The organism is Nocardia sp. NPDC058058 (assembly GCF_042885355.1).
Classification (GTDB): Bacteria; Actinomycetota; Actinomycetes; order Mycobacteriales; family Mycobacteriaceae; genus Nocardia.
In genome coordinates this window covers 824,761-851,343 of sequence record NZ_JBHVSA010000002.1, presented here as the reverse complement: position 1 = coordinate 851,343, position 26,583 = coordinate 824,761, and the positions used below count along the sequence as shown (strand labels likewise).

Sequence of the window (26,583 nt, the reverse complement as noted above, 5' to 3'; positions counted from 1 at the left end):
CACCCCGGTGCCCCGGGACGGCTCAGCGCAGGGTCTTGTGGGTTTCGCCGTGTGACTGTTCGCAGTGCGATTCGGTATCGCGGCCCAGGGTGAGCAGACCCGACTGGGCGTGGTCGACCTGGAGGGTGGCGTGGTCGATGTGGTACTCGTGCGACAGGAAGTGGGCGAGGTCCTCGCGGACGGCGTGGCAGTCGTGGCCGGGTTCCACCAGGACGTGCGCGGACAGCGCGGGGGAGCCCGAGGTGATCTCCCAGATGTGCAGGTCGTGCACCTCGACCACGTGATCGCGTCCGGCCATGGCCGCGCCGATCACGGTGGGGTCCAGGTTCTCCGGTGCGGCCTCGAGGAAGATGCGGCTGGAGGCGCGGACCAGGCTGATACCGGCCTTCACCATGAGCACGACCACGATCAGGGTGGCGATGACGTCGGCCTGCACCCAGCCGGTGAACATGATGATCGCGCCCGCGATGGCGGTGGCGATGAAACCGTAGAGGTCGGTGAGCAGGTGCTGGAACGCGCCTTCGACATTCAGGCTGGTGCGATTGGCCCGGCTGATCATGACCGTGGCGATCAGATTCACCACCACACCGATGAGCGCGGTGACGAGCACCAATCCGCCGGTGACCTCGGGCGGATCCAGCAGTCGCCGAATCGCCTCGAAGGTGAGCCAGGCCGCCAGCACCAGCAGCGTCGCGCCGTTGGCCATGGCGGACAGGATCTCGACCCGTTTCCAGCCGAAGGTCATGCGCCCGGCGGCGGGCCGGGCGGCGAGTTGAATTGCCCAGAGCGCCAGCACGATCGCGGCGGCATCGGTCAGCATGTGCGCCGCGTCCGAGAGCAGGGCCAGCGATCCGGAGATCACGCCGACCACGACCTCACCGGCCATATAGGCGACGATCAGTGCGAGCGCGCCGGCGAGCCAGCGTTTATCGCTGTCCGCGGTCGCTCCGTGCGTATGTCCGGCGCCGTGGGAATGGCCGTGCTCATGCCCGTGGTTGTGCCCTGCACCCATGTCGATCTCCCTTCATCCTGACCGCAGGCGATCATATGCACGCATCACTATGTATGCAAGATTAACGATCTCCAACTTCGGCGATACCCGCCGTCATCAGGTGTATTCGGTGACCAGGGTTACCCGGCGGCGGCGGATTCGGGCAGTGCCGCGGCGGCGGTGTGCGGCAGGCGCAGCACACTCCAGGAATCGTCCGGCGTGTACGCGGGATGCCGCGAGGCCTCCGGATCGGCGGCCAATCCCTCGACCCGGGTCAGCTGCTCCGGCCCCGCCGGAATGATCTCGGTGTACCGATAGTGCAGATGTCCATGGAAGAGCACGGCGGGCCGCAATCGCTCCACCACCCGCTGAATCCGGTCCTGATTGGGAAAGCATTCCGGCTTGTTCTTGCGATTGAACTTCGGTTGCGTGGCTCGCGGCTTATCGTGCGTCAGCAGTACGTCCACGGTTGAATCATGTTCGGCGAGAAGCGATTCCAACTCATCGTCGGTCATCTCCTCTTCCGGGAACCAGAGCGATCCGGCCGTCAGCGGCCGCCTGCTCGACCCGTAGGCCCGCCGTTTGGCCGCCTGCTCCTCCTTGCGGCCCTCCCGGGCCAGCCGCCACCCCTTATCGGTGGACCGGGCCCCGCCGAACGCCGCGAAAACGGTGTCCTCCCACACCCATCTATGCCCCCGGGGCGCGTACCGCACATGCTTGCGGCACACCAGAAAACCGTCCTCATCGCGCCGATCCCCGTACAGCTCCAGCACCAGCGACGACTTGTCGTGATTCCCGTCCAGGAAGTAGACGGTCACCCCCGCCCGCTTGGCCGCCTTGTTCACCACATCGAAATACCGCCGCCCCGACGGCATATGCTCCCAGGCTCCGAAATCCCCGACCCCGAACACCTTCGAGCACCCCAACTCCACCGCCATCCGCACGACAGTCAGCGCATGCGCCGTGTTCCCATGCAAATCACCGACAATCAGGACATTCCCCATCGCCCCATAGTCCCAGCCCACCCCCCATCCGGCACTCCCATTTCCCCGCGCGCCGCCCGGACGCAACAGGGCCGCCCCTGGGCGAGAGGTTCCAGGGACGGCCCGTGCGCGCGGTGGGTAAACCGCGCTACGGATCCGAGGTCGATCGGATCCGTGAGGTGCGCGGCCGATCGTGTCGGGCCGCGCAGTATGCGGCGCCGCGGCTGACAGGCCGCGGCGCTGGTGGGGGAACGGTGATCAGGCGGAGGTTTCCGCCTCGGTGACGCGGAAGGCGGCGAGCGCGTCGATGCGGGTGATCGCGTCGGCGACGATGCGGTCGATCAGTTCCTGGACCGTGGGCAGGTCCTCGATGATGCCCGCCACCTGACCGGAGGCCAGCACACCGGCGTGGGTGTTGCCTTCCACCAGACCGGCTTTGAGCAGCATCGGCGTATTGGCGGCCATGATCACCTGGGACCAGGTGAGGTCCTTGTGCTTGCGCATGGCGAGACCGTCTTTGACGATGGTCGACCATTTCATGCCGGTCATGCCCTTGAACTTCAACGCGTTCGACGCGGCTGCGGCGAAACCGCGCGCCTTGCCGGAGTGCTCCAGCTTCTGCACCAGTTCGGTATTGAGCACGCGGTGCGGCATGCCGTCCACCTTCGTGGAAACGACCGTGTCCTGGAGGCCGCGGGTCAGGTACTCGCGCTTGACCGCCTCGGGCACGCTGCTCTCCTGGGTGAGCAGGAAGCGGGTGCCCATGGCGACACCGGCCGCACCGTACGAGAGCGCGGCGGCCAGACCGCGACCGTCGAAGAAGCCGCCACCGGCGATGACCGGAATGTCGACGGCGTCCAGGACGGACGGCAGCAGCAGCGTGGTCGCGACCGAGCCGGTGTGGCCACCGCCCTCACCGCCCTGCACGATCACCGCGTCCGCGCCCCAGGAGGCGACCTTCACCGCGTGCTTGGCCGCGCCGATGGACGGAACCACCACCACGCCATTGTCTTTGAGCCGCGCGATGAGTTCCTTCTTGGGCGCGAGCGCGAAGGAGGCGACCTTCACGCCCTCGCGGATCATCAGTTCGCAGCGTTCGGCGGCATCGAAGCCATCGGCGCGGATGTTCACGCCGAACGGCTTGTCGGTCTGCGATTTGGTCTTGGCGATGGCCACTTCGAGTTCTTCGAAGGTCATGGTGGCCGAGGCCAGAATGCCCAGCCCGCCCGCATTGGCGGTGGCCGAGACCAGGCTCGGTCCGGCGACCCAGCCCATACCGGTCTGCACGATCGGATGCTCGATGCCGACCAACTCGGTCAGCGGCGTCTTCAACCGAGCGGTCATGCCGTCACTTCCTTCTCGCGGAAGCCTTTGGGGTCCAGCACGGTTCGAATGATCCGCAGCTCTTCCTCGGTGGGCAGGCGGGTTTCGCCCGCCTCGGCCAGACCCGCGATCTCGAACGAGGTGTTCTCGGCGACCTCATCGGCGGTGACGCCGGGGTGCAGCGAGAGCGCGCGCAGGGTGTGATCCGGGCCGTTGAAGTCGAAGACGCCGAGGTTCGAGACCACGCGGTGCAGGTGGTGGAACCGGTAGGCCGGATTCTCGGGATCGATCTTGTCGTAACCGATTCCGGAGACGATATCGACGGCGTCCACGAACACCCGCTTATTGTGCTTGGGCACGAAGTAGCTGGTGGCGTGGTTGATGGTGTTGCCCGGTGCACCGCGCACACCGAACATCTGCCGCGAAGGCTGTTGCAGCGGACCGAAAGCCGACAGGTTCTGATTGCCGTGCTTGTCGATCTGGTTCGCGCCCATCACCACATGGCGACGGCCGGAGGCGACGACGTCGAAGACCTTGGAGAACGGAATCCAGCCCTCGATCGGGGCCTTGCCGCCGATCGGCGGAACCTCGGCGAAGAACAGCGCCTCACCGTCGGACAGCAGCAGATCCGGCTCGAAGGTGAGCCGCGCCAGCCGCGCGCCGATGGTGGTGACGGTGGACATCGGGCTGGCCATGATCTCGCCCGCGCCGCGGAAGATTTCGGCGGAGGCGACGACGCAGATCTCGGCCCGAGTGATCGTGGTGGTGTCGGTCATTACTTCTGCTCCTCGGCGAAAGCACGGACGGCGGCCTGGTATTCGTCCTCGGACACATCCAGGTAGGTCGCCTTGAACTCCGCCCACGATTCGGGCGTCTTGGCGGCCTCGACATAGTGCCGCTGGAACTTCTCATCGCGGCCGTAGCTGCCGGAGAAGGTGAAGTGCGCGCCACCGGGGGCCTCGACCACACCGTCGACCATCATGCGATTGAGGATGATCGACTGCTGCGGAACGGCTTTCACCAGTTCATCGGTCTCGACGAGGCGATCCACCGACAGGTAGCGGCGCTCGGCCGCGAGGGAGTACAGATCGTCGAAGTACGGGTCGACGCCGGTGTACGCGGCATTGCCGTGCTTATCGCCCAGATCCAGGTGCACGAAAGAGGCATCCAGGTTCAAAGCGGGCATGGCGATGAGGGTTTCGCTGCGGCCGTCGGCATCGGCGTAGGGGGACTGCACGGTCTTCAGCTCGCCCTCCCAGAAGTCGACCACGGCCGAACCCAGTCCGGCGCGAATCGGCAGGAACGGCAGACGCGCCGCGGCGGCCTGCAAGCCGCACTTGACCATGCCCTCGTCCATCTCGCGCACGGTGATCTCGCCACCGGTGCGCGCCTTGGCGAACCACGGATCGTAGAACGGCGCGGAGTCCAGGGATACGAAGCCGTAGTACGCCTTTCGGACCTTTCCGGCCGAGCACAGCAGGCCCAGATCCGGTCCGCCGTAGGTGACGACCGTCAAATCCGTTATGTCCGAACGCAGAATCGCACGCACGAAGGCCAGCGGCTTGCGCCGGGAGCCCCAGCCGCCGATGCCGATGGTCATACCGCTGCGGAGTTCGCCGACAACTTCGTCGAGGCTCATCCTCTTGTCGCGCATGGGTTCTTACGCCCCCTTCTTCTGTGCTGAATTCTTTTGGGCGGCCAGGTCGTCGTCGAACCGGGCACGAATCTCATCGGCGACACCGGCGAGGTTGAGCTCCATGGTGAAGCCCTGCTCGAACCGGTAGGACTTGTGCACGTCCTGCACGTCGATACCGTTCAGCGCCTTCTTGGCGGCGCGAATGACGCGGCCGTCCTTATTGGCGATGTTCTTGGCGACTTCCATTGCGGCGGCGTCGAGTTCGGCGCGCGGCACCACCTTGAACACCGAACCGTAGTGGTGCAGCTGCTGCGCGGTGAGCGTGCCCGCGGTGTAGAACATGGTGCGCATCAGGTGCTGGGGGACCAGGCGCGAGAGGTGGGTGGCCGCACCGAGCGCGCCGCGGTCGACCTCGGGGAGGCCGAAGGTCGCGTCGTCGGAGGCGATGATGACATCGGAATTGCCGACCAGGCCGATGCCGCCGCCGAGGCAGAAGCCGTTGACCGCGGTGACGACCGGAACTTCACAGTCGTAGATGGCGGCGAACGCGGCGAAGCAGCCGTGGTTGGCGCGGATGAGGGCGGTATGCCCGGTGTCCGCGTTCATCTCCTTGATATCGACGCCCGCGTTGAAGCCGCGGCCCTCGGCGCGCAGCACCACGACCCGGGTTTCCGGGTTGCGGCCCGCCTCGCGGACGGCGTCGGCAAGTGCGAACCAGCCGTCGGAAGGCAGGGCGTTGACCGGGGCGTAGTCGACAGTGACGACTTCCACGCCTTCGGTTTCGGTGTGACGGATGATCCCCATCGCAAGTCCCATCGTTGGCAAAACAAGCAAGTGCTTGGTAGGTTAGCACGGTGGCAATCGAAGTGAACCTCTCCGGCTCCGTCGTCTTGGTCACCGGCGGCGTGCGAGGAGTCGGGGCCGGCATCAGCCGGGTATTCCTGGACGCCGGCGCGACCGTGGTGGCCTGTGCGCGGCGGCCCGCCGACAACCCCGTCGAGAGCAATGGGCGGGGTATCGACTTCCTGCCCTGCGATGTGCGCGATCCGGATTCGGTGCGCGAACTCGTCGACGCCATCGTGGCGAAATACGGGCGGCTGGACACCGTGGTCAATAACGCGGGCGGTGCGCCGTTCGCCTTGGCGGCCGATGCCAGCCCGAACTTCCACTCCAAGATCATTCAGCTGAATCTGCTTGCGCCGCTGCTTGTCTCGCAGGTCGCCAACGATGTGATGCAGCGCCAGGAGACGGGCGGCTCCATCGTCATGATCTCCAGCGTCTCCGGCCATCGCCCCTCGCCCGGCACCGCCGCCTACGGTGCGGCCAAAGCCGGTGTGGACAGCCTGGTGTCCTCGCTCGCGGTGGAATGGGCCCCGAAGGTCCGGATGAACTCGGTCGTCTGCGGCCTGGTCAATACCGAATCCTCGCATCTGCACTACGGCGACGAGGACGGTATCGCCGCGGTCAGCGGCACGGTTCCCATGCAGCGCATGGCAAGCCCCGAGGACATCGGCCGTACCGCCGCCTTCCTGGCCTCCCCGCTGGCCGGCTACGTCACCGGCAGCGCCCTGCTCGTCCACGGCGGCGGCGAGAAGCCCGCTTTCCTACAGGCGTCCACGGCAGACGTTCCCGCGGTTACCGGCCACTAGGCGATTTGGCCGCCGAACCCCCAACTTCATTCCACTTACTCTCAGCGAGGTATTCGATATGACCGAGAAAATCTGCGACGGCCGCGTCGTCATCGTGACCGGTGCGGGCCAGGGCATCGGCCGGGCGCACGCGCTGGCGTTCGCCGCCGCCGGAGCCAAGGTCGTGGTGAACGATCTGGGTGCGGAGCTCGACGGCACCCCCAAGCCGGATTCCGGTGCGGCCAAGGTGGTCGAGGAGATTCGCGCCGCCGGTGGCGAAGCCGTGGTGAACGGTGACGACGTCTCGGATTGGGAGGGCGCGCGCCGCCTGGTCGCCACCGCCATCGAAACCTTCGGCGGTCTCGATGTGCTGGTCAACAATGCCGGAATCGTGCGCGACCGCATGCTGGTCAACCTCGGTGAGGACGAATGGGACGCCGTCATCAAGGTGCATCTCAAGGGTCATTTCGCCCCGATGCGGCACGCGGCCGAGTACTGGCGCAATGAGTCCAAGGCCGGTCGGCAGCCCGAGGCGCGCGTGATCAACACCAGTTCCGGCGCCGGTCTGCTCGGCTCGGTCGGCCAGGGCAACTATTCGGCTGCCAAGGCGGGCATCGCCGGTCTGACCATCACCGCCGCCGCCGAATTCGCGCGCTACGGCATCACCGTGAACGCGATCGCCCCGGCCGCGCGCACCCGCATGACCGAGACCGTTTTCGCCGAGACCATGGCCGCGCCCGAGGACGGCGGTTTCGACGCCATGGCCCCGGAAAACGTTTCCCCGCTGGTGGTTTGGCTGGGCAGCGCGGATTCCGCCGGTGTCACCGGCCGCATGTTCGAGGTCGAGGCGGGCAAGGTGACGGTCGCCGACGGCTGGCGGCACGGCGTCTCGGTCGATCGTGGCGCGCGCTGGGAGCCCGCCGAGCTCGGCCCCGCGGTCCGCGACCTGCTGTCCAAGGCCACCACCCCGGAGCCGGTCTACGGCGCCTGATCGTCGCCCGCGACTTCCGGCCGGCCCGGACGGGCCACCCGTCGCGAAATCGGTTGTCGCATTTGAATTGAAGAGCAATGCGCAGGGCCACCCCCGAACCATGTTTCGGGGGTGGCCCTGTGTGTTTTGTATCACAGCAACCGTTTTGGCTGTTAGGGGTACTAAAAGGTTGCTGCCTTGTTGGTCTTGAATGTCCAAATTTGCCCGCTGGAAATGCGGTTTCGGCGGTGCCTGTGGGGCGTGAGAGCAGGCCTGGGAAACCTGTTACCAGCCAATTACGCTGGGGCGCTTGTTGATATTCGGGACGCCGGGGCGAAGGCAGGCGTACGGTTTGGACCGTCCCCTAATGGGCTCGTGAGTTGTGCGGGGTGATGCGATGGCTTGTACGATGGCCGCGTTCCGCAAAGGTCCGGCAATCGGGGCAGCCGGACAGAGGTGTACCGCTCCGCAGTACTGGAGCAAGCCGACTGCGCAGTATTGATGAGGGGATGGCTCTCGCATGATCATTGGTCGTGCATTGCGCTTGGTGGCAGTGATCGCCGCTGTCGCCGGGTCCGCGCTGCTCGGGCCGGTGCCCGCAGGAGCGCAACCGGGCATCGACCTGGAGCCCGCACCGGGGGCGGGCAATAGTCCGGTCGCGGGTGGCCAGAGTCCGGTCGCGGGTGGCCAGGACCCCCAGAATGTCGCGGTTCCGGCGACTCCGGTCGCCGGGCCGCAGGATCTGCTCGCCGTAATTCTCGGTCTCGGAACAGGTTCCGCCGCGGTGGGCTCCGCGGGAGCCGGTTCGGCCGCGGTCGGCTCGGCGGGAACCGGATCAACCGGATTGGGCGTGCTGCTCGGCGGCACCGGATCGGCGCTGGGCGGCACCGGTTCGGCGGCCGTGGGCTCCGCCGGTGCGGGTACCGGTTCCGCCGCACTCGGACTCGGAGCGACCGGCTCCGCCGCGGTGGGTTCGGCGGCCGCCGGTACCGGTTCGGCCGCGCTGGGTCTCGGCGCCTCGGGTTCCGCCGCCGCTGGAACAGGTTCTGCCGCAGTGGGTTCCGCCGGTATCGGCACCGGCTCCGCACTCGGTCTCGGCTCCGCCGCGGTGGGCTCCGCGGGCGCGGGCCTGCTCGCGACATTGCTCGGTACCGGTTCGGCCGCGGTCGGTTCGGCGGCGGTCGGCTCCGCTGCCGTCGGCTCGGCCGGTATCGGTGCGCTCTGCACCGGTTCGGCGGCGGTCGGTTCCGCTGGAATAGGTTCGGCCGCAGTCGGTTCCGCCACCGGCGGGGGATCGGGCGTCGGTTCGGCTGCCGTCGGCGCTGGTTCGGCCGGAGCAGGTTCCGCCGCACTGGGTTCGGCGGCGGTGGGCTCCGCCGGCGTCGGTTCGGCGGCCGTCTGTGCTTCGCCACTGTTGTTGCTGCTGCTCCCGCCGCCATCGGCGCCGGCGGCTCCGGTTGTCCCACTGGAGATTCCGTCCGCGCCGAGCGTGCCCGCGCCGCAGATTGTCGCACCGGTGCTCGCGCCCGCGATCCCCGCGCCGGAGGTCGCGCCCGCGCCCGCAGCACCACCGCCGCCACCGGCCCCGGCCCCGGCTCCCGTTCTGGCACAACCGAATCCGGAGGTGAAACCGACGTCGGCGAACGCACCGCTGCCACCGGTGAAACTGCTGTCGGTGATCGGCGGCCTGATCGCGCTCGGTCTGGCGGGCGCGGGTTCGGGTGCGGTGAGTTTCCAGAGCGCTTCGGCGGCACAGGCGCGGGTCGACGCCGCGCGGGCCGCGTTCTTCGGACCGAGGGTGTGAGCACATGACCGAGAGCCGGGCGCATAGCATCGGGTCCTACCGCCGGGTGGCGGCGGCGGTGGACGCGGTGTGCGCGGTGGCCGCCGATTTCGACGCCACCAATCTGGACGAGGTGGTGCTGGCCATCTCCGCCGAGCGCCGCCGCATGATCGAAATCGCCAGTGCCCAACTGGGTCCGGGCGTCTGCGGTCAGCGCCGCAGTTATCCGGACAAGGATGTGATCGTGCTGGCCGAGGCTCTGCCCAGCCGCGAGCACACCCTCGCGCACGAACTCGGGCATATCGTCTTCGACCATCCCGGCGAGGCGGCCACCGAGGTGGTGCTGGAGGCGAGCGACGATCTCATCGCGTACATGCTCAGCCAGCGCGCACATCAGAAGATCGTGGAACTCGGCGAGGACGAGCAGTGTGAATGGGAGGCGGAGACCTTCGCCTCCATGCTCATGACCCGCCTGCGCGTGTTCAACAGCCGAGGCGCAGGCGTCTCGGTCCTTCGATTCGATGAGGCACTCGGATGACCTTCTGGTTGACAGCGCTCCTCATTTGGATGGCCGCCGGTGCCAGAGTTGGGCGGGTGCTCGTCAAGCCCGCCACCACGGCGCGGGTGGCGATCATCATCGCGGTGGCCTCGGTGGCGCTGGCGGCGACCGTCTCGGTGCCGGAAATCGGTGTGGCGGTTGATCATCTGCTGCCCAACGGGGTGCACGGCAGTTGGTTCTCCGATCGGCTCACCACCGCGGCCTGGATTCTGTTCGGCACCTCGACCTCGGTGGTGGCGGCCGCCGCGTGGCCGGTGGTGTCGCGGGTGAATCTGCGGCAGATCGCCTGGATCATCTACGCGGGCGGCATTTCGGCCATGACGCTCACCCTGCTGTGGTCGATCACCTTCGGCTGGGTGATCGTGGCGCTGGAATGCCTGTTCATCGTGATCACCGGGGTGCGCAATCTGGACTGGACCGCGCTCGGCCGCGGTATCGCGCTCTACTGCGTTGGCACGCTGGTGGTCGGCGTGCTGGCCGCGCTGGCGGTGCGCCGCGAACTCATGCATCAGCCGATGGCGAAACCGGCGGCGGGCGACTGGTTCTGGCCGGTGTGGCAGTTGGCGAGCCTGCTCATCGCGGTCGGCGCGGTCTGGATCGTGATCGAGCTGTGGGCGCGAGCGCGCCTGCTGCTGAAGCAGATTCGCACCCTGCACCGGGTACTCATCGCGCGTTTCCCCGAGGTGGTCGCCAAGGACCAGACCGGTTCGGCCACCCAGTTGAAGGCATCGGACCAGGTCGCGCAGGTGATGGACGCGCTGTACCTGCAATCCGGCGGTGGTATGGAACTGCCCGCGGCGGGCATCCCGCCCGAAGCCGTCACCGAACGCGCGGAACGGGTGGCCGAGTGGGCCCGAAATCCGTTCGGCGACGTACTGATCGATGGTCGCTGGATCGCACCGCCCGAGGGCGTCGGCCCGCGCGGCTGGGTGCAGGCGATTGCCCGCGCCTATGAGGCGAACGCCACCGCATCGACCACGAGCCGGGCCGCCGCCGAGCGCTGAGTATTGAGTTCCGAATAGAAACGGCCCCCCGTGCCATGCACGGGAGGCCGTTCTGTGTTGTCTGTTGTCTTAGTTGCGCCAATGGCATATTGGCGTCACCGAATTGCTGGGGGCGGGGGATCGCGGCGACCGAATTGTCGCTTTTCTGTGCACAGAGCACAAAGAGTTTGTGCATCAGCACATAAGAATTTATGCACACAGCACAATAGGGCGCTTGTCGCAGATGGTGCATTGGGGGCGAAACGCTCACATCACACAAAACGACATAGTGCACAAGTCGCCCGGCTCTATCTCGGCCCCCGTGATGTGGGCAGGGAAATGCCAGGATTGTGCATAACGCACCAGCGCAGAGACCTACGCCACTTGGCCCCAAGCGCAATGGGACCGGTGCAACACTCTTCAGCCGGCTGAATGGCTCCACGATGAACGGCGCTGCCCTGCAAGCAGCGCCGTCATCACACCGTGTTCAGGCACCCTGCAGTACCTGATCGGGCGCGGAGCAGTTCCCTACCGGGCCACCCCGGTGCGACCTCCGAGACGGCCGCGCCGAGTTGCCCCGGTAGAGAACCTATTCCGTGCCGTCCGGAGGAATTTCGGGCAGCCCTTCGCTGGCCCGCAACTTCTCCGCCATGGAGGTGAGGAGGTTCTGAGATTCTTCGGAGAGGTCGAACGCCCTACTCGACAAACGACGAAGTCCATAGCCCTGCAGCTGGGACAGCAGTTCGAGATCGTGATCGATCTTGGCCGCATAGATGTCGTTGAAGAAGTAGTCCGGTTTCACCTTGAAGAACTTCGCCAGCGCGGCCACCGTCTCATCTGAGGGGTTGGTCCGCTGTCCCGACCGCAACTGCGAGAGATACGGTTTCGAGATCGGATGGCCGGAGGCCGTGAGCGCCGCCGCCACCTCTGCATTGGTGTGCGGCTTACGCCCCGGGGGATGCACGGTTTCGAACAGCTTGTTCAGCCGCGCCGCGAAATCAGCCATTGTGAGCCGCCCAATTCCCTTCGCTGTACTAACAGTCGTTATCTCGGATACGTATCATTGATATTAGCGGCTCAGTAACTGAAAACCTACGCCTGATCCGCGATTTCCTTGAAGCTTCTAGGCGGTGATCCGGTGAACCGGCTGTGGCTTGGGTGTTTGCGGGCCAGCGCCACCGTTCTTGCGGAGGGCTTAAGAGTCCCGGTTCTGGCCCGTCGCGAAGGTCTTCCACGACGGGCCGTCGGTAACCCTAAGATAGCTGACATCTCATCTTCTTGTCTGTACCCGAGTTTGTGTGGCGTACGCCACGTTTCACGACAAGTGGGATGAACGTTCAACCTCGCCCGAAAATGATTGAAGTGACGACTAAGTGACTAGATCCGCTCGATGATCGTGCCCGTCGCGAGCGCGCCGCCACAGCACATCAGGATCATCGCGGTCTGCTTGTCGGACCGTTCCAACTCGTGCAAAGCCGTTGTGATGAGCCGGGTTCCGGTGCTGCCGACCGGATGTCCGATGGCGATCGCGCCGCCGTTGACGTTCACCCGATCCAGATCCGGCTTGTGCACCGAGGCCCACGACAGCACCACGGACGCGAATGCCTCGTTGATTTCGAACAGATCGATATCGCCGATGCTCATTCCGCTGCGCTCCAGCAGGCGCTCGCACGCCTGAACCGGTCCGTCCAGGTGGAATTCGGGCTCACCGCCCACCAGGCACTGCGAGATGATGCGCGCGCGGGGACGCAAACCCGCTCGCTCAGCGGCCTTTTCGTCCATCAGCAGCACCGCGGAGGCGCCGTCGGAGATCTGCGAGGAGGAGCCCGCGGTGTGAATTCCGCCCTCCAGCACCGGCTTCAGCTTCGCCAGGCCCTCGCGGGTGGTGGCGCGCAGACCCTGATCGCGGCTGATGTCCGCGGTCTCGCCGGTGAGGTTGCCTTCCTTATCGACCTGCGGCGCACCGACAATGGTGAGCACCTCGCGGTCGAACCGGCCCTGCTCCCACGCCTGCGCGGCCAGACGCTGTGAGCGCTCGCCCCATTCGTCGGTGTCATCGCGAGTGATGCCGCGCCGCTTGGCAATTCGCTCGGCGGCGGTGAACTGGTCGGGCATGTCGATATCCCACGACGCCGGGCGGCGCGGTCCCGCGTGCGTTCCGACGTTGGCGCCCAACGGAACATGGCTCATGGACTCCAGGCCGCAGGCCATGCCGACATCGATCGCGCCGGTGGCGATCAGGCCCGCGACCAGGCCGGTGGCCTGCTGCGCCGAGCCGCACTGATTGTCGATGGTGACCGCACCGGACTGCCAGGGCAATCCGGCGTGCAGCCAAGCGGTTCTGGTGACATTGTTGGACTGTTCGCCCACCTGCATCACGCAGCCGCCGATGACCTGCTCCACCAGAGCCGGATCCAACTCGGCCCGCTCCAGCAGGCCCTTCTGCGCCGCTCCCAGGAGTTCGGCGGCATGCAGTCCGGCCAGCCAGCCGTTGCGCTTGCCGATGGGTGTGCGCGCGGCTTCGACGATGACGGGTGTACCCACGATGGTCTTCCTTCCGGATCAGAACTGGAACAAGTTCTCTACAAGTAATGTAAGTCAGTTTCGGTTCCTTCCCTAGTCTTACCGCCTGTGCTTGAATATCGGTAGAACGTGTTTCAGTTAGTCAAAGGAGACAGCTGGTGGTGGCAGCCAATACCGCAGACGCCCAAGCCCGGCCCAACGTGCCGGACGGGTTCGACATCACCGACCCGGAGATGTGGCAGCAGCGAGTCCCGGCGGAGGAACTCGCCGAACTCCGCGAGGCCGCGCCGATCTGGTGGAATCCCAAGTCTCCCGAGACCGGCGGTTTCCAGGACGACGGCTTCTGGGTCATCAGCAAGCATGCCGACGTGAAAACCGTCTCGCGCCGCGATGACGTGTTCTCCACCTTCGAGAACACCGCCATCCCGCGCTTCCAGGACAGCATCACCCGCGAGCAGATCGAACTGCAGCGCTTCGTCCTGCTGAACAAGGACGCCCCGGAGCACACCAAGCTCCGCAAGATCATCTCCAAGGGCTTCACCCCGCGCGTGATCAACGGCCTGCGCGCGGAGCTGACCGCGCGCGCCGAATCCATCGTGCAGGCCGCGGTCGCGACCGGCGCCGGTGACTTCGTGGAGCAGGTGGCGGCCGAGCTGCCGCTGCAGGCCATCGCCGAATTGATCGGTGTGCCACAGGAAGACCGCATGAAGCTCTTCAAGTGGTCCAACGATATGACCAGCTACGACGATCCGGACAGCGATGCCGACCCGGTGGTCGCCTCCACCGAGATCCTGGGCTACTCGTACCAAATGGCCGAAGCCCGCCGGGCCTGCCCGGCCGATGACATCGTCACCGAACTCATCAACGCCGATGTCGACGGTGACGCGCTGCTGCCAGAGGAATTCGGCTTCTTCGTCATGGTGCTGGCGGTGGCCGGTAACGAGACCACCCGCAATGCCACCACGCACGGGATGATCGCGTTCCTGGAGAACCCGGAGCAGTGGGAGCTCTTCAAGAAGGAGCGCCCCAAGACCGCCGTGGACGAGATCATCCGCTGGGCCACCCCGGTCAGCAGCTTCCAGCGCACCGCGCTCGAGGATGTGGAAGTCGGTGGCGTGGAGATCAAGAAGGGTCAGCGCGTGGTGCTGTCCTACCGCTCGGCCAACTTCGACGAGGAGGTGTTCGACGATCCGAACACCTTCAATATCCTGCGTGATCCCAACCCGCACCTGTCCTTCGGCGGCACCGGCGCGCACTACTGCGTCGGCGCGAACCTGGCGCGGCTGGAGATCGAGATCATCTTCAACGCCATCGCGGATTACATGCCGGACATCAGCGGCCTCGGCGATCCGCAGCGCCTGCGCTCGGGTTGGCTGAACGGGGTCAAGGAGTTCCAGGTCGACTACGGCACCAAGTCCGGTGGCGGCTGCCCGGTCGCGCACTAGCGCGAAAAACGCTGACCTGCCCTGCCTCTCACAACTCAGGGTAGTAGGAAAGGAGCGGGAGACTGGATTCCAGTCTCCCGCTCCTTTGTGATTCCCTGACGGGGCCTGTTGTCCCTAAACGGGTTTCATGGTTTTCATGGCGCGCTCGGTCTCCCAGAACGCACGCAGCGCGGCGATCTTGCCGTCGGATTCCACCCGGTAGGTGAAAACGCCTTCGGCATCGATGGTCTGGCCGCCCAGCGTGGTGCGGATGCGGCCGGTGTAGACCACCTCGCTGCCGCAGGCGAACGAATCGTCGAAGAGGAATTCGATGGAGTCGGTCTGCGCGATCGCCTTGTCCCAGAACGCCGCGATGGCCTCCGGCCCACGATGACCCTTACCTTCGGGATCGAAGAAGGACGGTCCGACCGGATCCTCCACGATGCCGTCCGGCGCGAACAGCGCGACCCAGGCGTCCTTGTCCTTGGCGCGCACCGCGGCCTGCGATGCCCGCCCGGCTACCCGGGCGGGATGGTTGTCATCGCTCACGGCTGCTCGCTCCCGACCACCCACATCGAGAAGTATTGCGAGCCACCGCCGTACGCGTGCCCGAACGCCTTGCGCGCGTTCTCCACCTGGTAGTCCCCGGCCCGGCCCATGACCTGCTTGGCGGCCTCGGCGAAGCGGATCATGCCGGAGGCGCCGATCGGGTTGGAGGACAGCACGCCGCCGGACGGATTCACGGGAAGCTTTCCGCCGATGGCGGTTTCGCCCGCGTCGGTGAGCTTCCAGCCCTCGCCCTCGGGCATGAAGCCCAGGTTCTCCAGCCACATGGGCTCGAACCACGAGAAGGGGACGTAGATTTCGGCCGCGTCGATCTCTTCGAGCGGGTTGGTGATGCCGGCCTGCTTCCACAGCGCGGCGGCCGCGGCCTGACCGGCCTTGGGATTCACCTGATCGCGCCCGGCGTAGGCGAGCGGTTCGGTGCGCATGGCGGTGCCGTGAATCCAGGCGACCTTCTTGCCGCGGGCTTCCACGGCCTTGGCCGAGGCCTCGTCACCGATGACGATGGCGCACGCGCCGTCCGAGGACGGGCAGGTCTCGTCGAAACGAATGGGGTCCCACAGCATTTGGGACGCCATCACCGATTCCATGGTGATATCGGCCTGCTTGAGATGCGCGAACGGATTCTTCGCGCCATTGCGGCGATCCTTCACCGCGACCATGGCGCCGATGTGCAGCGGCGCGTTGGCGCGGCGAATGTAGGCGCGCACGTGCGGGGCGAAGTAACCGCCCGCGCCCGCGCCGACCGGCATGGTGAACGGAACCGGATTCGACAGCGCCCACATGGCATTGGACTCGGACTGCTTCTCCCAGGACAGTGCGAGCACCTTGCCGTGCACGCCCGCCTGCACGTGGCTGGCCGCCACGACGCCGGTGGAGCCGCCGACCGAACCGGCGGTGTGCACGCGCAGCAGCGGTTTTCCGGTGGCGCCCAAGGCATCGGAGAGGAACAGCTCCGGCATCATGGAGCCCTCGAAGAAGTCGGGGGCCTTACCGATGACGACGGCGTCGATATCGGCCATGGTCAGCTCGGAGTCGATGAGCGCGCGGTCGATGGCCTCGCGCAGCATGCCCGCCATGGACACATCGGACCGCTTGGTCACGTGATGGGTCTGGCCGGTGCCGAGTACGGCGGCAGGATTGGTCATGAGCGCGCCTCCAGGGTGGCAACGAGGTTCTGCTGCAGCGCGGGACCGCTACTGGCATGCGCCAGTGCGCTATTCGCGTTGCCGTTGAAGATTTCGGTGGCGGCGAAACCGATGCGCTCCAGCCCGGCCGCGAACATCGGATTGCCGGACAGCGCGCCGCCGGACGGATTGATCCGGGTATTGCCGTTCAGGCCCAGCGCCTGCGCGAGGATGAGTTCCTCGTGGCTGAACTGCGCGTGCAGCTCGGCGATATCGAATTCACCGGATCCGCTACCGATCGCGGCCTTGGCGGCACGCGAAGTCGATTGCGAGACAGTAAGATCGCGCGCACCCAGGATGGGGGTGTCGATGTAATGCGCGATACCGGTGAGCCAGGCCGGACGCTCCCGCAGTTCCCGTGCCTTGTCGCCGACGGCCAGCACCACCGCGGCCGCGCCATCGGTGATGGGCGCGATGTCGTGGGCGCGGAACGGATTCGCCACATACTCCGCGGCCAAAAGCTTTTCGACATCGGATTCGGTGCGCGCGGTGGCGCTGCCGCCCTTGGCCGCGGCATGCACGGCATTGCGTGCGGCCACCTCGGCCATATCGCGCTCGGTCCAGCGACCGGCGTCGATACCGGCGCGAGCCTGCAAACCGGCCATCGATACCGCGTCCGGGCCCAGCGGGGCCACCAGGTACGGATCGGTCTGCAGGGTCAGCACCTGGCGCAGCGTGCCCGCCGAGGCCTTGCCGAAGCCGTAGACCAGCGCGGTCTCGGCCTGTCCGGTGCGCAGTTTCACCCACGCCTCGTACAGCGCCCAGGCCGCGTCCATCTCGACGTGCGATTCGTTGATCGGCGGCACCGCGCCGATGGAGTCGATCGCCGAGATGAACGAGAAGGCGCGTCCGGCAAGGTAATCCGAGGAGCCCGAGCACCAGAAGTCGATATCGGACTTGGTGATGCCGAGCTGGGCGTAGAGCTCGGTGAAGCATGGCGCGAGCATTTCCACGCCATTGGTGGTGCCGAAGGTCTCCGGCACGTGCGGCGCATGGGCGAATCCCACCACCGCGATGTCAGTAACGTTGCCGCTCAAGGTAATTCAGCGCCTCTCTACAGGTGGTGCGCGAACGAGTCGTATTCGGCGTCGGGCTCGCCGGTGGGCCGGAAGTGATCGATATTGGCCATCGACAGGCCCCACTCCTCGCGCGGCTTCCACACGGCCTCGACCCGCATGCCCATCCGCACATCGCTCGCCTCCACGCCGAGCACCAGGTGCAGGAACGGGATGTCGGTGCCGTCGAGCAGCACATACGCGGCCACGTACGGGGGCTTGAGGCGCTGACCCATGAACGGCACGTTCACGATGCAGAACGTGGTGACGATGCCCTTGTCGGACACCTCGACGAAATCGTTGGTCGGCTCGCCGGTGCGCGGGTCCGCGCCACGCGGCGGGAAGTACACCTTGCCGTCCAGCTGGGCGCGCGCGCCGAGCAGCTTGCCCTCGGTCAGCCCCTTCAGGAAGACCGCTTCCTGCGGTGCGGCGGTGTGCTTGAACGACAGGTCGATCGGCGTGATGATGCCCGTCACCGGCTCGGCGTCAGCGCCGGAATCGGCGGGCGCGGTGGAGGTCTCACCCGGTTCGAACGCCACGATGTCGTGGATATCGCCGGTCCGCTCGGCGGCCCAGCGCGCCCGCACCCGCATACCGGTGGACATATCGGCCGCGGTGGCCACATCCACGGCGTGCAGCAGGGCGGTGTCGGCGCCGTCCAGCTTGATGAGCGCGTAGGCGAACGGGCGGTCGAAGGGCTGACCGGAGACCGGTTCGGCCACCCAGCTCCACGACTGCACGGTGCCCACATCGGCCACGTCGACGAATTCGGACAGGGCATCCGCGGTGATCGGATCGAATTCCGCGGGCGGCACGAGTACGCGCCCATCGGAACCGCGCACGCCGACGACCCGTCCGGCACGCAATCCGGTGAGGAAGCGTCCGATGGTCGGTCCGGTGGAGCGGGTGTAGTCGAACTTCATCACCAGCGGTGCTGCGAGTACTTCGGTGTTCCCCAGAGTCACGCGATCGAGTAGAACAGGTTCTAATGATGGTGGCAAGAGCCCACATGGGAAGGGAACGGGACATGCGCTTTGGGTTGCAACTCGGATACTGGGGCGCGCAGCCGCCCGCCAATACCGCGGAGTTGGTGGCGGCCGCCGAGGAGACCGGATTCGACGCCGTCTTCACCGCCGAATCCTGGGGTTCGGACGCCTACACGCCACTCGCCTGGCTCGGCCCGAGCACCAGCCGCGTGCGCCTGGGCACCTCGGTGGTGCAGATGTCCGCGCGCACCCCGACCGCCACCGCCATGGCCGCGCTGACCCTGGATCACCTCAGCGGCGGCCGGCACATCCTCGGACTCGGCGTCTCCGGACCGCAGGTGGTCGAGGGCTGGTACGGACAGTCGTTTGCCAAACCGTTGCAGCGCACCCGCGAATACGTCTCGGTGATCCGCCAGGTGCTCGAGCGCGAGGGCAAGGTGACCAACGACGGCCCGAGCTATCCGCTGCCCTACAACGGCGCGAACGCCACCGGATTCGGCAAGCCGCTCAAGTCGATCACGCATCCGCTGCGCAAGGATCTGCCCATCTGGCTGGGTGCGGAAGGTCCGAAGAACGTCGCGCTGACCGCCGAGATCGCGGACGGCTGGCTGGCCATCTACTACACCCCCCGCCTGGCCGATATGTACAACGAGTGGCTGGACGAGGGTTTCGCGCGCGCGGGTGCCCGGCGTTCGCGGGAGGACTTCGAAATCGCCGCGACGGCGCAGGTCATCCTGACCGACGACACCAAGGCCGAACTCGATCGGCTGCGGCCGTTCCTGGCGCTGTATATCGGCGGCATGGGCGCGGAGGACATGAACTTCCACGCCGAGGTCTACCGCCGCATGGGGTACGGCGAACAGGTCGAGGAGATCACCCGGCTGTTCCGCACCGGCCGCAAAGACGAAGCGGCGGCGGCGGTTCCGGACGAGCTGATCCTGGACACCACGATCATCGGTGATGAGGCGCATGTGCGCGAACAGTTGAAGGTGTGGGAGAAGGCGGGTGTCACCATGCTGCTCGTCGGCGTGCACAGCGTCGAGCAGTTCGAGCGCCTGAAGCCGTTCATCGAGTCGTAGAACCAGTTCTAGATTGGCGAACCGCCCGCCGCGCCCCGCTCGGGGCCGCGGCCGGGCGGTTTCCCATTTGTCCTATTCCTTTTAGGCATCCCGGGCCGGTAGGCTGTGGCGGGGGCCACATGGATTTGTCCAGTGAGCGGGAAATCGCACCTTGCAACTCGCGAGAACACGTTCTATTTTCATCCTGTGAGCTACAACATAGCGGACCTTGTCGAGCACGCCATCGATCTGATGCCGGAGCGGGTAGCTCTGGTCGACAACGATAGGGAATTCACCTACGCCGAGTTCGAGAAGCGTTGCAACCAGCTGGGCCATTACCTGCAGGAACAGGGCGTCAAGCCCGGTGACAAGGTGGGCATCTACGCGCGTAACACCATTGAGGCCGTCGAGGCCATGGTGGCGATCTTCAAGATCCGCGCGGTGGTCATCAACGTGAACTACCGGTACGTCGAGAACGAGTTGCAGTACATCTTCGAGAACTCGGACATGGTCGCGCTCATCGCCGAACGTCGCTACAGCGAGCGGATCGGCAATGTGCTGCCCCGGGTTCCGGCCATCAAGACCGTGCTGACCATCGAGGACGGCACCGATCTGCCCGCTCCCGCGGGTGCGGTCGAATACGAGACGGCCCTGTCGGGCAGCTCGGATGTACGCGACTTCGGCGATCGTTCGGCCGATGACATCTTCATGCTCTACACCGGCGGCACCACCGGCCTGCCCAAGGGCGTCATGTGGCGGCACGAGGACTGGTGGCGCGTGCTCGGCGGCGGCATCAACTTCGTCACCGGCGTTGCCATCGAGGACGAATGGCAGCAGGCCAAGGTCGGCGCGGGCAACGGGCAGCTGAACCGCTTCCCCATTCCGCCGCTGATCCACGGTGGTTCGCAGACCGCGGTGTTCCACAGCCTCTTCGACGGCGGCAAGGCCGTCATGCTGCCCGAGTTCAGCGGGCACGGCGTCTGGCAGGCCATCGACAAGCACAACATCAACCTGATCTTCATCACCGGTGACGCCATGGCGCGGCCGATGTTGGACGCGCTGAAGGCGGGCAATCCGGAAACCGGTGAGCCGTACCAGCATTCGCAGCTGTGGGCGCTGGCCTCGAGCGCGGCGCTGTTCTCGCCCGCGCTCAAGGACGAGTACCTCGAGTTGCTCACCACCACCATGATCACCGACTCCATCGGCTCCTCGGAGACCGGTTTCGGCGGCCTGTCGGTGGCCAGCAAGGGCGCCACCCACACCGGCGGCCCGCGCGTGAAGATCGACGCCTCCACCAAGGTCATCGATGACGAGGGCAATGAGATCGAGGCGGGCTCGGGTAAGACCGGCCTGATCGCGCGCACCGGGCACATCCCGCTGGGCTACTACAACGACCCGGTCAAGACCGCGGCTACGTTCAAGGAGTACAACGGGATTCGCTACTCCATCCCGGGCGATTTCGCCCGGGTGGAGGAGGACGGCAGCGTCACCATGCTCGGGCGTGGTTCGGTGTCCATCAACTCCGGCGGCGAGAAGATCTACCCCGAAGAGGTCGAGGGCGCGCTCAAGGCGCATCCGGAGATCTTCGACGCGCTCGTGGTCGGCGTGCCGGACGAGCGCTGGGGACAGCGCGTCGTGGCGGTCGTGCAGTGCCGCAGCGAGAATCGGCCCACCCTGGAGGATCTGCGCCCGGTGCTGACGCAGGAGATCTCCTCCTACAAGATGCCGCGCAGCCTGTGGTACGTGGACGAGATCAAGCGCTCGCCCGCGGGCAAGCCCGATTACAAGTGGGCGCAGGCGCAGACCGAGGCCCGCGAGGCGGACAACCACGCGCACGCCCCGAGCACCAAGTAATCACCCCGCCGCGGTAGCCGCGAGTTACTGCTGAGGCTCCTGCGCCCGCCTGTTGCGAAACAGGCGGGCGCAGGCAATTTCGGGGTGTTCTTCTTGTCGGTGCCCTGTGCCAGAGTGATGGTCATGAGCGAGACAGGCGGCGGATCCACCACGATCACCGACGATGTACTGCGGTCCTTCGAAGGTCATCGGCGTGAGTTGTGCGCCTACGCCTATCGAATGCTCGGGTCGTCGTTCGAGGCCGAGGACGCGGTGCAGGAGACCTTCACGCGCGCGTGGAAGTCGTACGACTCCTTCGAGGGTCGTTCCAGCGTGCGCTCCTGGCTTTACAAGATCACCACCAATGTCTGTCTGGACATGCTCGACGGTCCACAGCGCCGTGCGCGGCCGATGGATCTCACCGGTGCCAGCACCCCCGATACCCCGCTGCCGCCGCCGGAGCCGGATTACGTATGGGTGGAACCGATTCCGAACGGCCTGGCCTTCGGTGCGGACCCGGCCGAGGCCGCCAGCACCAAGGACACGCTGCGCCTGGCCTTCGTGGCCGCGGTTCAGCATCTGCCCGCCACCCAGCGCGCCATCCTGATCATGCGCGAGGTACTGCGCTTCTCCGCCAATGAAACCGCGGACATGCTCAATGTCTCCCCGGCCTCGGTGAACAGCGCGCTACAGCGCGCCCGCGCCACCATGACCAAGGCGCAGGAGGTGTCCACCGTTTCGGACGTCTTCGACGAATCCGATGAGCGCCAGCGCAAACTCGTCGACGATTTCGTGGCCGCGTTCGAGTCCTATGACATGGCCGCGCTCACCGAACTGCTCAAAGCCGATGTGGCACTGTCCATGCCGCCGTTCTCGCTGTGGATCTCCGGTCCCGAGAATGTCGCGCAGTTCATGCTCACGACGGGTTCGGCGTGCCGCGATTCGCGGATGATCCCGCTGGGCGCGAACGGTATGCCCGCCTTCGGCCACTACAAGCCGAGCGCGGACGAGCCCGGTGTCTGGGTGCCGTGGTCCATCACGGTGCTGGAACTGGACGGCGACCGCATCGCGGGTCTCAACTTCTTCTTGGATACCGACCGCTTGTTCCCGCTTTTCGGACTTGCGCCGGAACTGCGGTAGAACTGTTCTCCGTCGCCGCGTAGGTGGATGCGCCGGGGTGGTCCGGCGTGAACGCGACGACATGCGTGAACGGCCCGCTGGGAGAAATCCCGGCGGGCCGTTCGCATTTCGGAGTCGCGCGGTGCGAGCGCTGCGAGATGGCAGTGTCAGGGCGCGGCGGGGTAGGCCATGTGGAAGGGCTCCCACTGGTGGCCGTCCGGGTCGAGGAAGGTGCGGCCGTGCATGCCGACCTGGGCTTCCTGGGCGCGCTTGTCCGCGTTGACCTCCTCGGTGCCGCCGGAGGCGAGGGCGGCCTCCACCAGGGTGTCGACTTCCTCCGGACTGTTGAGGGAGATGGCGTAGAGGGCATTCACCGTGGCACCGGGATCGCCGGCGGGCCGGGTGCTGAAGGTGGTGAAGAAGTCCCGGGTCAGCAGCATGGCGCAGATATTGTCGTCGATGACGATGCAGGCGGCGTTCTCGTCGGTGAAGTCCTGATTGACCTTCCAGCCCAGCGCCTCGTAGAAATTCTTGGATCGCTCCAGGTCGGCTACGGGGAGATTGATGAAGATCATCTTGCTGGCCATGGTGATTCGTCCTCTCATCCGCAAACGCCTTGCGGGTCCAATGGGGTCATTGGTGAGGACGAGACGCGGGTGGAAAACTCATCGGTGCGCTGGCACTGTGGTCTGTGACACATCATTTGTCGATCGGGAAGTCGGCGACCCGCCCAGCGTGACAGAGTGGCGGGCAGGAGGTGCCTGATGAAGCACAGCTACCTGGTTGCCCTCACCGGCAGCGGCGGAACCGTACCGCCGGAGCTCGGTGTGGTGCGCAGGCTGGTCGAGCGTGGGCATCGGGTCACCGTGCTCGCCGAGGAATCGCTGGCCACGGCGGTGACGGCCACCGGCGCGCGGCTCAGATCGCGCGCGGGCAGCGGGTTCGCCCGCGATACCGCCGCCGAAATCGATTCCGAGCGACCGGATCTGGTGCTCGCCTCCTATTTCGCGTTCGGGGCCATGGTGGCCGCGCAGGCGCGGGAAATACCGTTCATGGCGCTCATACCGGGCATCTACCCGCTGCCGGTGGAGGGCGGGCCGCCGCCCGGCACCGGATTCGGCCGTGCCGGGGGACCGGTGGGGCGCTGGCGGGACCGCCTGGTCGGGTCCATGGTGCAGCGGCGCTGGGATCAGGAACTGCTGCCGCAATTGAACGCGCTGCGCGCGGATTTCGGGCTGGAGCGGCTCGCGCACTATCAGGATCAGGTGCAGCTGGCGCATCGACAGCTCGTATTGTCCAGTGAGGCTTTCGATTTCGCGGCACAGCGGCCGGACGCGGTGCGCTATGTCGGACCCATTCTGGATGATCCGATCTGGGCGCGCGACGCCGAATGGACCGTGCCGGAGGGCAGTGAGCCGCTGGTACTCGTCTCGCTCTCCAGCACCGATCAGGGTCAGGGCGAATGCCTGCAGCGCATTGCCGACGCACTGGGCAAGCTGCCGGTGCGCGGTGTCATGACCACCGGTCCGGCTGTGCCCGTCACCGCGGTCTGCGCGCCGCCGAATGTCACCGTGCTGCCCGCGGGCCCCCATCACGAACTCATGCGGCACGCCAGCCTGGTGATAACCCACGGCGGGCACGGCACGCTGCTCAAGTCCTTCGCCGCCGACCTACCCGTGGTGCTGCTGCCGCACGGCCGCGATCACGCCGACAATGCCGCCCGGGTGCGCGCGCACCACGCCGGAGTCGCGCTGCCCCGCACCGCGACTCCGCAACAGATCGCCACCGCCGTCCGCAAGGCGCTGCGCACACCCGCGCACTACCGGGCCGCCGCCGAACTCGGCCGGGTGCTGCGCCGTGATGCCATGAGCGATCTGCTGATGAACGAACTCGAGCCCGCGGCCGATCACCCCGACCCGATCTTCGCCGCGAGCGCGTCCACCCGCGCGGGTCACTGGCACCCCGACTCCAACCACGAACTCGAATCCTGAGCGTTTTCCGGCGGGTATGCGCGGTTGATCCGGTTTACGGTGATCGGCATGGATTACCTGGCCCTGCTCTGCGCGAAGCTCACCGAATTCGGCGATCTCATCACGCCGGACACCGACCTCGCCACCCCGGTGCCGACCTGCGGTGACTGGACGTTCTACGACCTCGCCGATCACCTGGGCCAGGGCAATCTGTGGGTGGTGACCGCCGTGACCGAGTTACGCGGTGACCACCAGGGCGATCCGGCTCCGAAAGACGCTGTCGCGCTGCGCGAATGGTATGACGAGACCGCCGACGCCATCGCCGCGTCGCTGTCCGCCGATCCCGAGAACGAGGCGTGGACCTTCACCCGGAGTATGCCTCGCACGGTCGGCTTCTGGCGTCGCCGCCGCGCCCTGGAAACCCTGATGCACCTGTGGGACGGCCAGAACGCCTTCGGCAAAGCCGTCCCCTTCGACACCGACCTGGCCGTGGACGGCATCAACGAGGTCTTCGAACTCTTCGCCCCGCGCATGATCCAGCGCGGCCTCGCCACCGAACCCGAAGTGGCCCTGCGCCTGTGCGCCACCGACACCCCGGAGAGCTGGATCTACGGCCCGGGTGAACCGGTCGCCGAAATCGCCGCTCCCGCTTCGGATCTGCTGCTCGCCCTCTGGCAGCGCCTGCCCGCCTCCGACCCGGCCCTGACCTGGGCCGGCGACCGCATCGCGGGCGAGCGTGTGCTCGCGGGGCCGCTCGTGCCCTGACCCGTGTGGCGGGGGTGCTTACAGAAAAGGGCGGCGGCACCGGAAGGTGCCGCCGCCCTGGATCTTTCGGTGCGGGCGGATGCGCCCGCGCGTCGATCAGCTGGCCGGGGCGGCGAGGATGCCGCCGAGGGCGCGCAGGTGATCGGTCGCGCCGCCCAGGGCGAATTCATTGTGCTTGGCGGCGGTGAAGTACTGGTTCACGATGTGGTCGCGGTCGATGCCGACGCCGCCGTGTACGTGTACCACGGTGTGCGCGACGCGGTGGCCCGCGTCGGCGGCCCAGAACTTGGCGGTGTGGATCTCGGCGGTGGCGGGCAGGCCCTCGGCGAGCAGCCAGGCGGCCTGCTGCACCGCGAGGCGCACGCCCTGGATGTCGATGTAGGCATCCGAAAGCCGTTGCGCCACAGCCTGGAAGCTGCCGATCTTGCGGTTGAACTGTTCGCGCTCGCGGGCGTAGTCGGCGACCAGCTCGAGGCCCTTCTCGACGACGCCGAGCTGGGTGGCGGCCAGGCCGAGCCAGGCGCGCTCCAGCAGCCAGTTCAGGATGTCCGCGCCCTGCTCCAGGGTGCCGACCAATTCCGCCGGGGTGGCGGTGAATTCGACCTCGGCCTCGGGGGAGCGGTCGGTGACGATCTGGTCCTCGACGCGCACCGAGGCGTGCGCGGGATCGACCAGGAAGACGGCGGGGGAGCCATCCACGCTGGCGGACACCAGGATTCGCGCCGCCTGGCGCGCGAACGGCACGGTGGTCTTGAACCCGGTGAGCTGCCAGCCGCCGTTGTCCGCGGCGGTGGTGACCGGCTTGGCGAGTTCCCAGTTGCGCTCTTCGCTCAGCGCGGCGGTGAGGATGAGCTCACCGCTCGCGGCCTGCGTGGCCAGCGCCCGCTGGGCATCGGAGCCGAATTGCGCGAGCGCGCCCGCGCCCAGCACGATCGACCACAGGTAGGGCACGGCCGCGACGGATTTGCCGAGTTCGCGCAGGATGGAGCTCTGTTCGAGCACGCCGAAGTCGCTGCCGCCCACCGCTTCCGGCAGGGCCGCGGCCAGCACGCCGGTCTCGGCCAGTGAGCCCCACAGTGATTCGTCGAAGCGCACGGTCGGGTTCCCGGCCGCGTCATTGTTCCGGTCGAGTTCGCGCAGCCGGTCGGCGGTGACGAGCTTGCCGGTGACCTCGGCGGTGAGGCGGGCCAGATCCTGCTGCGCCTCGGTAAGGGTGAAATCCATGATGGTTACCTAGGTTTCG

At 66.7% G+C, this 26,583-nt stretch carries 25 protein-coding genes; 11 read left to right on the top strand and 14 right to left on the bottom strand.

Features of this window, described 5'->3' with window-relative positions:
• Positions 1-22 precede the first annotated feature (22 nt).
• The 6 genes from ACFVUS_RS18585 to ACFVUS_RS18560 all read right to left on the bottom strand — a co-directional run bounded on the left by ACFVUS_RS18585 (position 23) and on the right by ACFVUS_RS18560 (position 5,737).
• Positions 23-1,012 (bottom strand): cation diffusion facilitator family transporter, encoded by a 990-nt coding sequence (locus ACFVUS_RS18585; RefSeq protein ID WP_387767368.1) that lies wholly within the window; start codon positions 1,010-1,012, stop codon positions 23-25.
• A 119-nt stretch (positions 1,013-1,131) separates the two neighbouring features.
• Complete coding sequence (locus tag ACFVUS_RS18580; RefSeq protein ID WP_387767365.1) at positions 1,132-1,995, bottom strand: metallophosphoesterase; 864 nt, start codon at positions 1,993-1,995, stop codon at positions 1,132-1,134.
• 237 nt (positions 1,996-2,232) lie between these two features.
• Complete coding sequence (locus ACFVUS_RS18575) at positions 2,233-3,318, bottom strand: NAD(P)H-dependent flavin oxidoreductase (protein ID WP_387767362.1); 1,086 nt, start codon at positions 3,316-3,318, stop codon at positions 2,233-2,235.
• The gene (locus ACFVUS_RS18570) at positions 3,315-4,073 is read right to left on the bottom strand and encodes a CoA-transferase subunit beta (RefSeq protein ID WP_387767359.1); all 759 of its coding nucleotides are present in this window, start codon (positions 4,071-4,073) and stop codon (positions 3,315-3,317) included. Before ACFVUS_RS18570 ends, ACFVUS_RS18575 begins: the two co-directional genes overlap by 4 nt.
• Positions 4,073-4,951, bottom strand: a complete 879-nt coding sequence (locus ACFVUS_RS18565) for a CoA-transferase (protein ID WP_364637826.1) — start codon at positions 4,949-4,951, stop codon at positions 4,073-4,075. The genes ACFVUS_RS18570 and ACFVUS_RS18565 overlap by 1 nt, the downstream gene beginning before the upstream one ends.
• Positions 4,952-4,957: 6 nt before the next feature.
• Complete coding sequence (locus ACFVUS_RS18560) at positions 4,958-5,737, bottom strand: enoyl-CoA hydratase family protein (RefSeq protein ID WP_364637828.1); 780 nt, start codon at positions 5,735-5,737, stop codon at positions 4,958-4,960.
• A 56-nt stretch (positions 5,738-5,793) separates the two neighbouring features.
• Here ACFVUS_RS18560 and ACFVUS_RS18555 point away from each other — a divergent pair, with 56 nt between their 5' ends.
• The 5 genes from ACFVUS_RS18555 to ACFVUS_RS18535 all read left to right on the top strand — a co-directional run bounded on the left by ACFVUS_RS18555 (position 5,794) and on the right by ACFVUS_RS18535 (position 10,877).
• On the top strand, positions 5,794-6,582 hold the full coding sequence (locus ACFVUS_RS18555; protein ID WP_387769970.1) for an SDR family oxidoreductase: 789 nt from the start codon (positions 5,794-5,796) through the stop codon (positions 6,580-6,582).
• Between the two features lie 58 nt (positions 6,583-6,640).
• On the top strand, positions 6,641-7,552 hold the full coding sequence (locus ACFVUS_RS18550; RefSeq protein ID WP_387767355.1) for an SDR family oxidoreductase: 912 nt from the start codon (positions 6,641-6,643) through the stop codon (positions 7,550-7,552).
• Between the two features lie 499 nt (positions 7,553-8,051).
• Positions 8,052-9,335, top strand: a complete 1,284-nt coding sequence (locus ACFVUS_RS18545; RefSeq protein WP_387767352.1) for a hypothetical protein — start codon at positions 8,052-8,054, stop codon at positions 9,333-9,335.
• Between the two features lie 4 nt (positions 9,336-9,339).
• Positions 9,340-9,852, top strand: a complete 513-nt coding sequence (locus ACFVUS_RS18540; RefSeq protein ID WP_364637834.1) for an ImmA/IrrE family metallo-endopeptidase — start codon at positions 9,340-9,342, stop codon at positions 9,850-9,852.
• Positions 9,853-9,908: 56 nt separating this feature from the next.
• Positions 9,909-10,877: a hypothetical protein gene (locus ACFVUS_RS18535; protein ID WP_387767349.1), complete on the top strand. Its 969-nt coding sequence runs from the start codon at positions 9,909-9,911 to the stop codon at positions 10,875-10,877.
• A 568-nt stretch (positions 10,878-11,445) separates the two neighbouring features.
• Here the strand turns inward: ACFVUS_RS18535 and ACFVUS_RS18530 are convergent.
• Together ACFVUS_RS18530 and ACFVUS_RS18525 are read right to left on the bottom strand one after the other, a co-directional pair.
• Positions 11,446-11,862, bottom strand: coding sequence for a helix-turn-helix domain-containing protein (locus tag ACFVUS_RS18530; protein ID WP_011207048.1), 417 nt, complete (start codon positions 11,860-11,862; stop codon positions 11,446-11,448).
• A 371-nt stretch (positions 11,863-12,233) separates the two neighbouring features.
• Positions 12,234-13,400 (bottom strand): steroid 3-ketoacyl-CoA thiolase, encoded by a 1,167-nt coding sequence (locus tag ACFVUS_RS18525; RefSeq protein ID WP_364637838.1) that lies wholly within the window; start codon positions 13,398-13,400, stop codon positions 12,234-12,236.
• 212 nt (positions 13,401-13,612) lie between these two features.
• On the opposite strand from ACFVUS_RS18525, the gene ACFVUS_RS18520 reads away from it, so the two are divergent.
• Positions 13,613-14,824, top strand: a complete 1,212-nt coding sequence (locus tag ACFVUS_RS18520; protein WP_387769967.1) for a cytochrome P450 — start codon at positions 13,613-13,615, stop codon at positions 14,822-14,824.
• 114 nt (positions 14,825-14,938) lie between these two features.
• Here the strand turns inward: ACFVUS_RS18520 and ACFVUS_RS18515 are convergent, their stop codons facing one another.
• The 4 genes from ACFVUS_RS18515 to ACFVUS_RS18500 are packed head-to-tail and all read right to left on the bottom strand — an operon-like array spanning position 14,939 to position 18,574.
• Complete coding sequence (locus ACFVUS_RS18515; RefSeq protein WP_387767344.1) at positions 14,939-15,352, bottom strand: nuclear transport factor 2 family protein; 414 nt, start codon at positions 15,350-15,352, stop codon at positions 14,939-14,941.
• Positions 15,349-16,515: a thiolase domain-containing protein gene (locus ACFVUS_RS18510; protein ID WP_387767341.1), complete on the bottom strand. Its 1,167-nt coding sequence runs from the start codon at positions 16,513-16,515 to the stop codon at positions 15,349-15,351. Before ACFVUS_RS18510 ends, ACFVUS_RS18515 begins: the two co-directional genes overlap by 4 nt.
• Positions 16,512-17,591 carry a thiolase domain-containing protein gene (locus tag ACFVUS_RS18505; protein ID WP_387767338.1) on the bottom strand — a complete coding sequence of 360 codons (1,080 nt, stop codon included), beginning with the start codon at positions 17,589-17,591 and terminating at the stop codon, positions 16,512-16,514. Before ACFVUS_RS18505 ends, ACFVUS_RS18510 begins: the two co-directional genes overlap by 4 nt.
• 17 nt (positions 17,592-17,608) lie before the next feature.
• On the bottom strand, positions 17,609-18,574 hold the full coding sequence (locus ACFVUS_RS18500) for a Zn-ribbon domain-containing OB-fold protein (RefSeq protein WP_387767335.1): 966 nt from the start codon (positions 18,572-18,574) through the stop codon (positions 17,609-17,611).
• 62 nt (positions 18,575-18,636) lie between these two features.
• On the opposite strand from ACFVUS_RS18500, the gene ACFVUS_RS18495 reads away from it, so the two are divergent.
• The 3 genes from ACFVUS_RS18495 (at position 18,637) to ACFVUS_RS18485 (ending at position 22,626) form a co-directional block, all read left to right on the top strand.
• Positions 18,637-19,674, top strand: coding sequence for an LLM class F420-dependent oxidoreductase (locus tag ACFVUS_RS18495; protein WP_375962536.1), 1,038 nt, complete (start codon positions 18,637-18,639; stop codon positions 19,672-19,674).
• Positions 19,675-19,860: 186 nt separating this feature from the next.
• Positions 19,861-21,507 carry an acyl-CoA synthetase gene (locus tag ACFVUS_RS18490; RefSeq protein WP_387767332.1) on the top strand — a complete coding sequence of 549 codons (1,647 nt, stop codon included), beginning with the start codon at positions 19,861-19,863 and terminating at the stop codon, positions 21,505-21,507.
• 123 nt (positions 21,508-21,630) lie between these two features.
• A complete protein-coding gene (locus ACFVUS_RS18485; RefSeq protein ID WP_387767329.1) occupies positions 21,631-22,626 on the top strand; it encodes a sigma-70 family RNA polymerase sigma factor in 996 nt (331 codons plus the stop codon).
• A gap of 146 nt (positions 22,627-22,772) precedes the next feature.
• On the opposite strand, the gene ACFVUS_RS18480 is transcribed toward ACFVUS_RS18485, so the two are convergent.
• A complete protein-coding gene (locus ACFVUS_RS18480) occupies positions 22,773-23,210 on the bottom strand; it encodes a VOC family protein (RefSeq protein WP_387767326.1) in 438 nt (145 codons plus the stop codon).
• 159 nt (positions 23,211-23,369) lie between these two features.
• On the opposite strand from ACFVUS_RS18480, the gene ACFVUS_RS18475 reads away from it, so the two are divergent.
• Positions 23,370-24,596 (top strand): glycosyltransferase, encoded by a 1,227-nt coding sequence (locus ACFVUS_RS18475; protein WP_387767323.1) that lies wholly within the window; start codon positions 23,370-23,372, stop codon positions 24,594-24,596.
• 48 nt (positions 24,597-24,644) lie between these two features.
• Positions 24,645-25,340, top strand: a complete 696-nt coding sequence (locus tag ACFVUS_RS18470; protein ID WP_387767320.1) for a maleylpyruvate isomerase family mycothiol-dependent enzyme — start codon at positions 24,645-24,647, stop codon at positions 25,338-25,340.
• A gap of 96 nt (positions 25,341-25,436) precedes the next feature.
• Here the strand turns inward: ACFVUS_RS18470 and ACFVUS_RS18465 are convergent, their stop codons facing one another.
• Positions 25,437-26,564 (bottom strand): acyl-CoA dehydrogenase family protein, encoded by a 1,128-nt coding sequence (locus tag ACFVUS_RS18465; protein WP_387767317.1) that lies wholly within the window; start codon positions 26,562-26,564, stop codon positions 25,437-25,439.
• Positions 26,565-26,583: the final 19 nt, after the last annotated feature.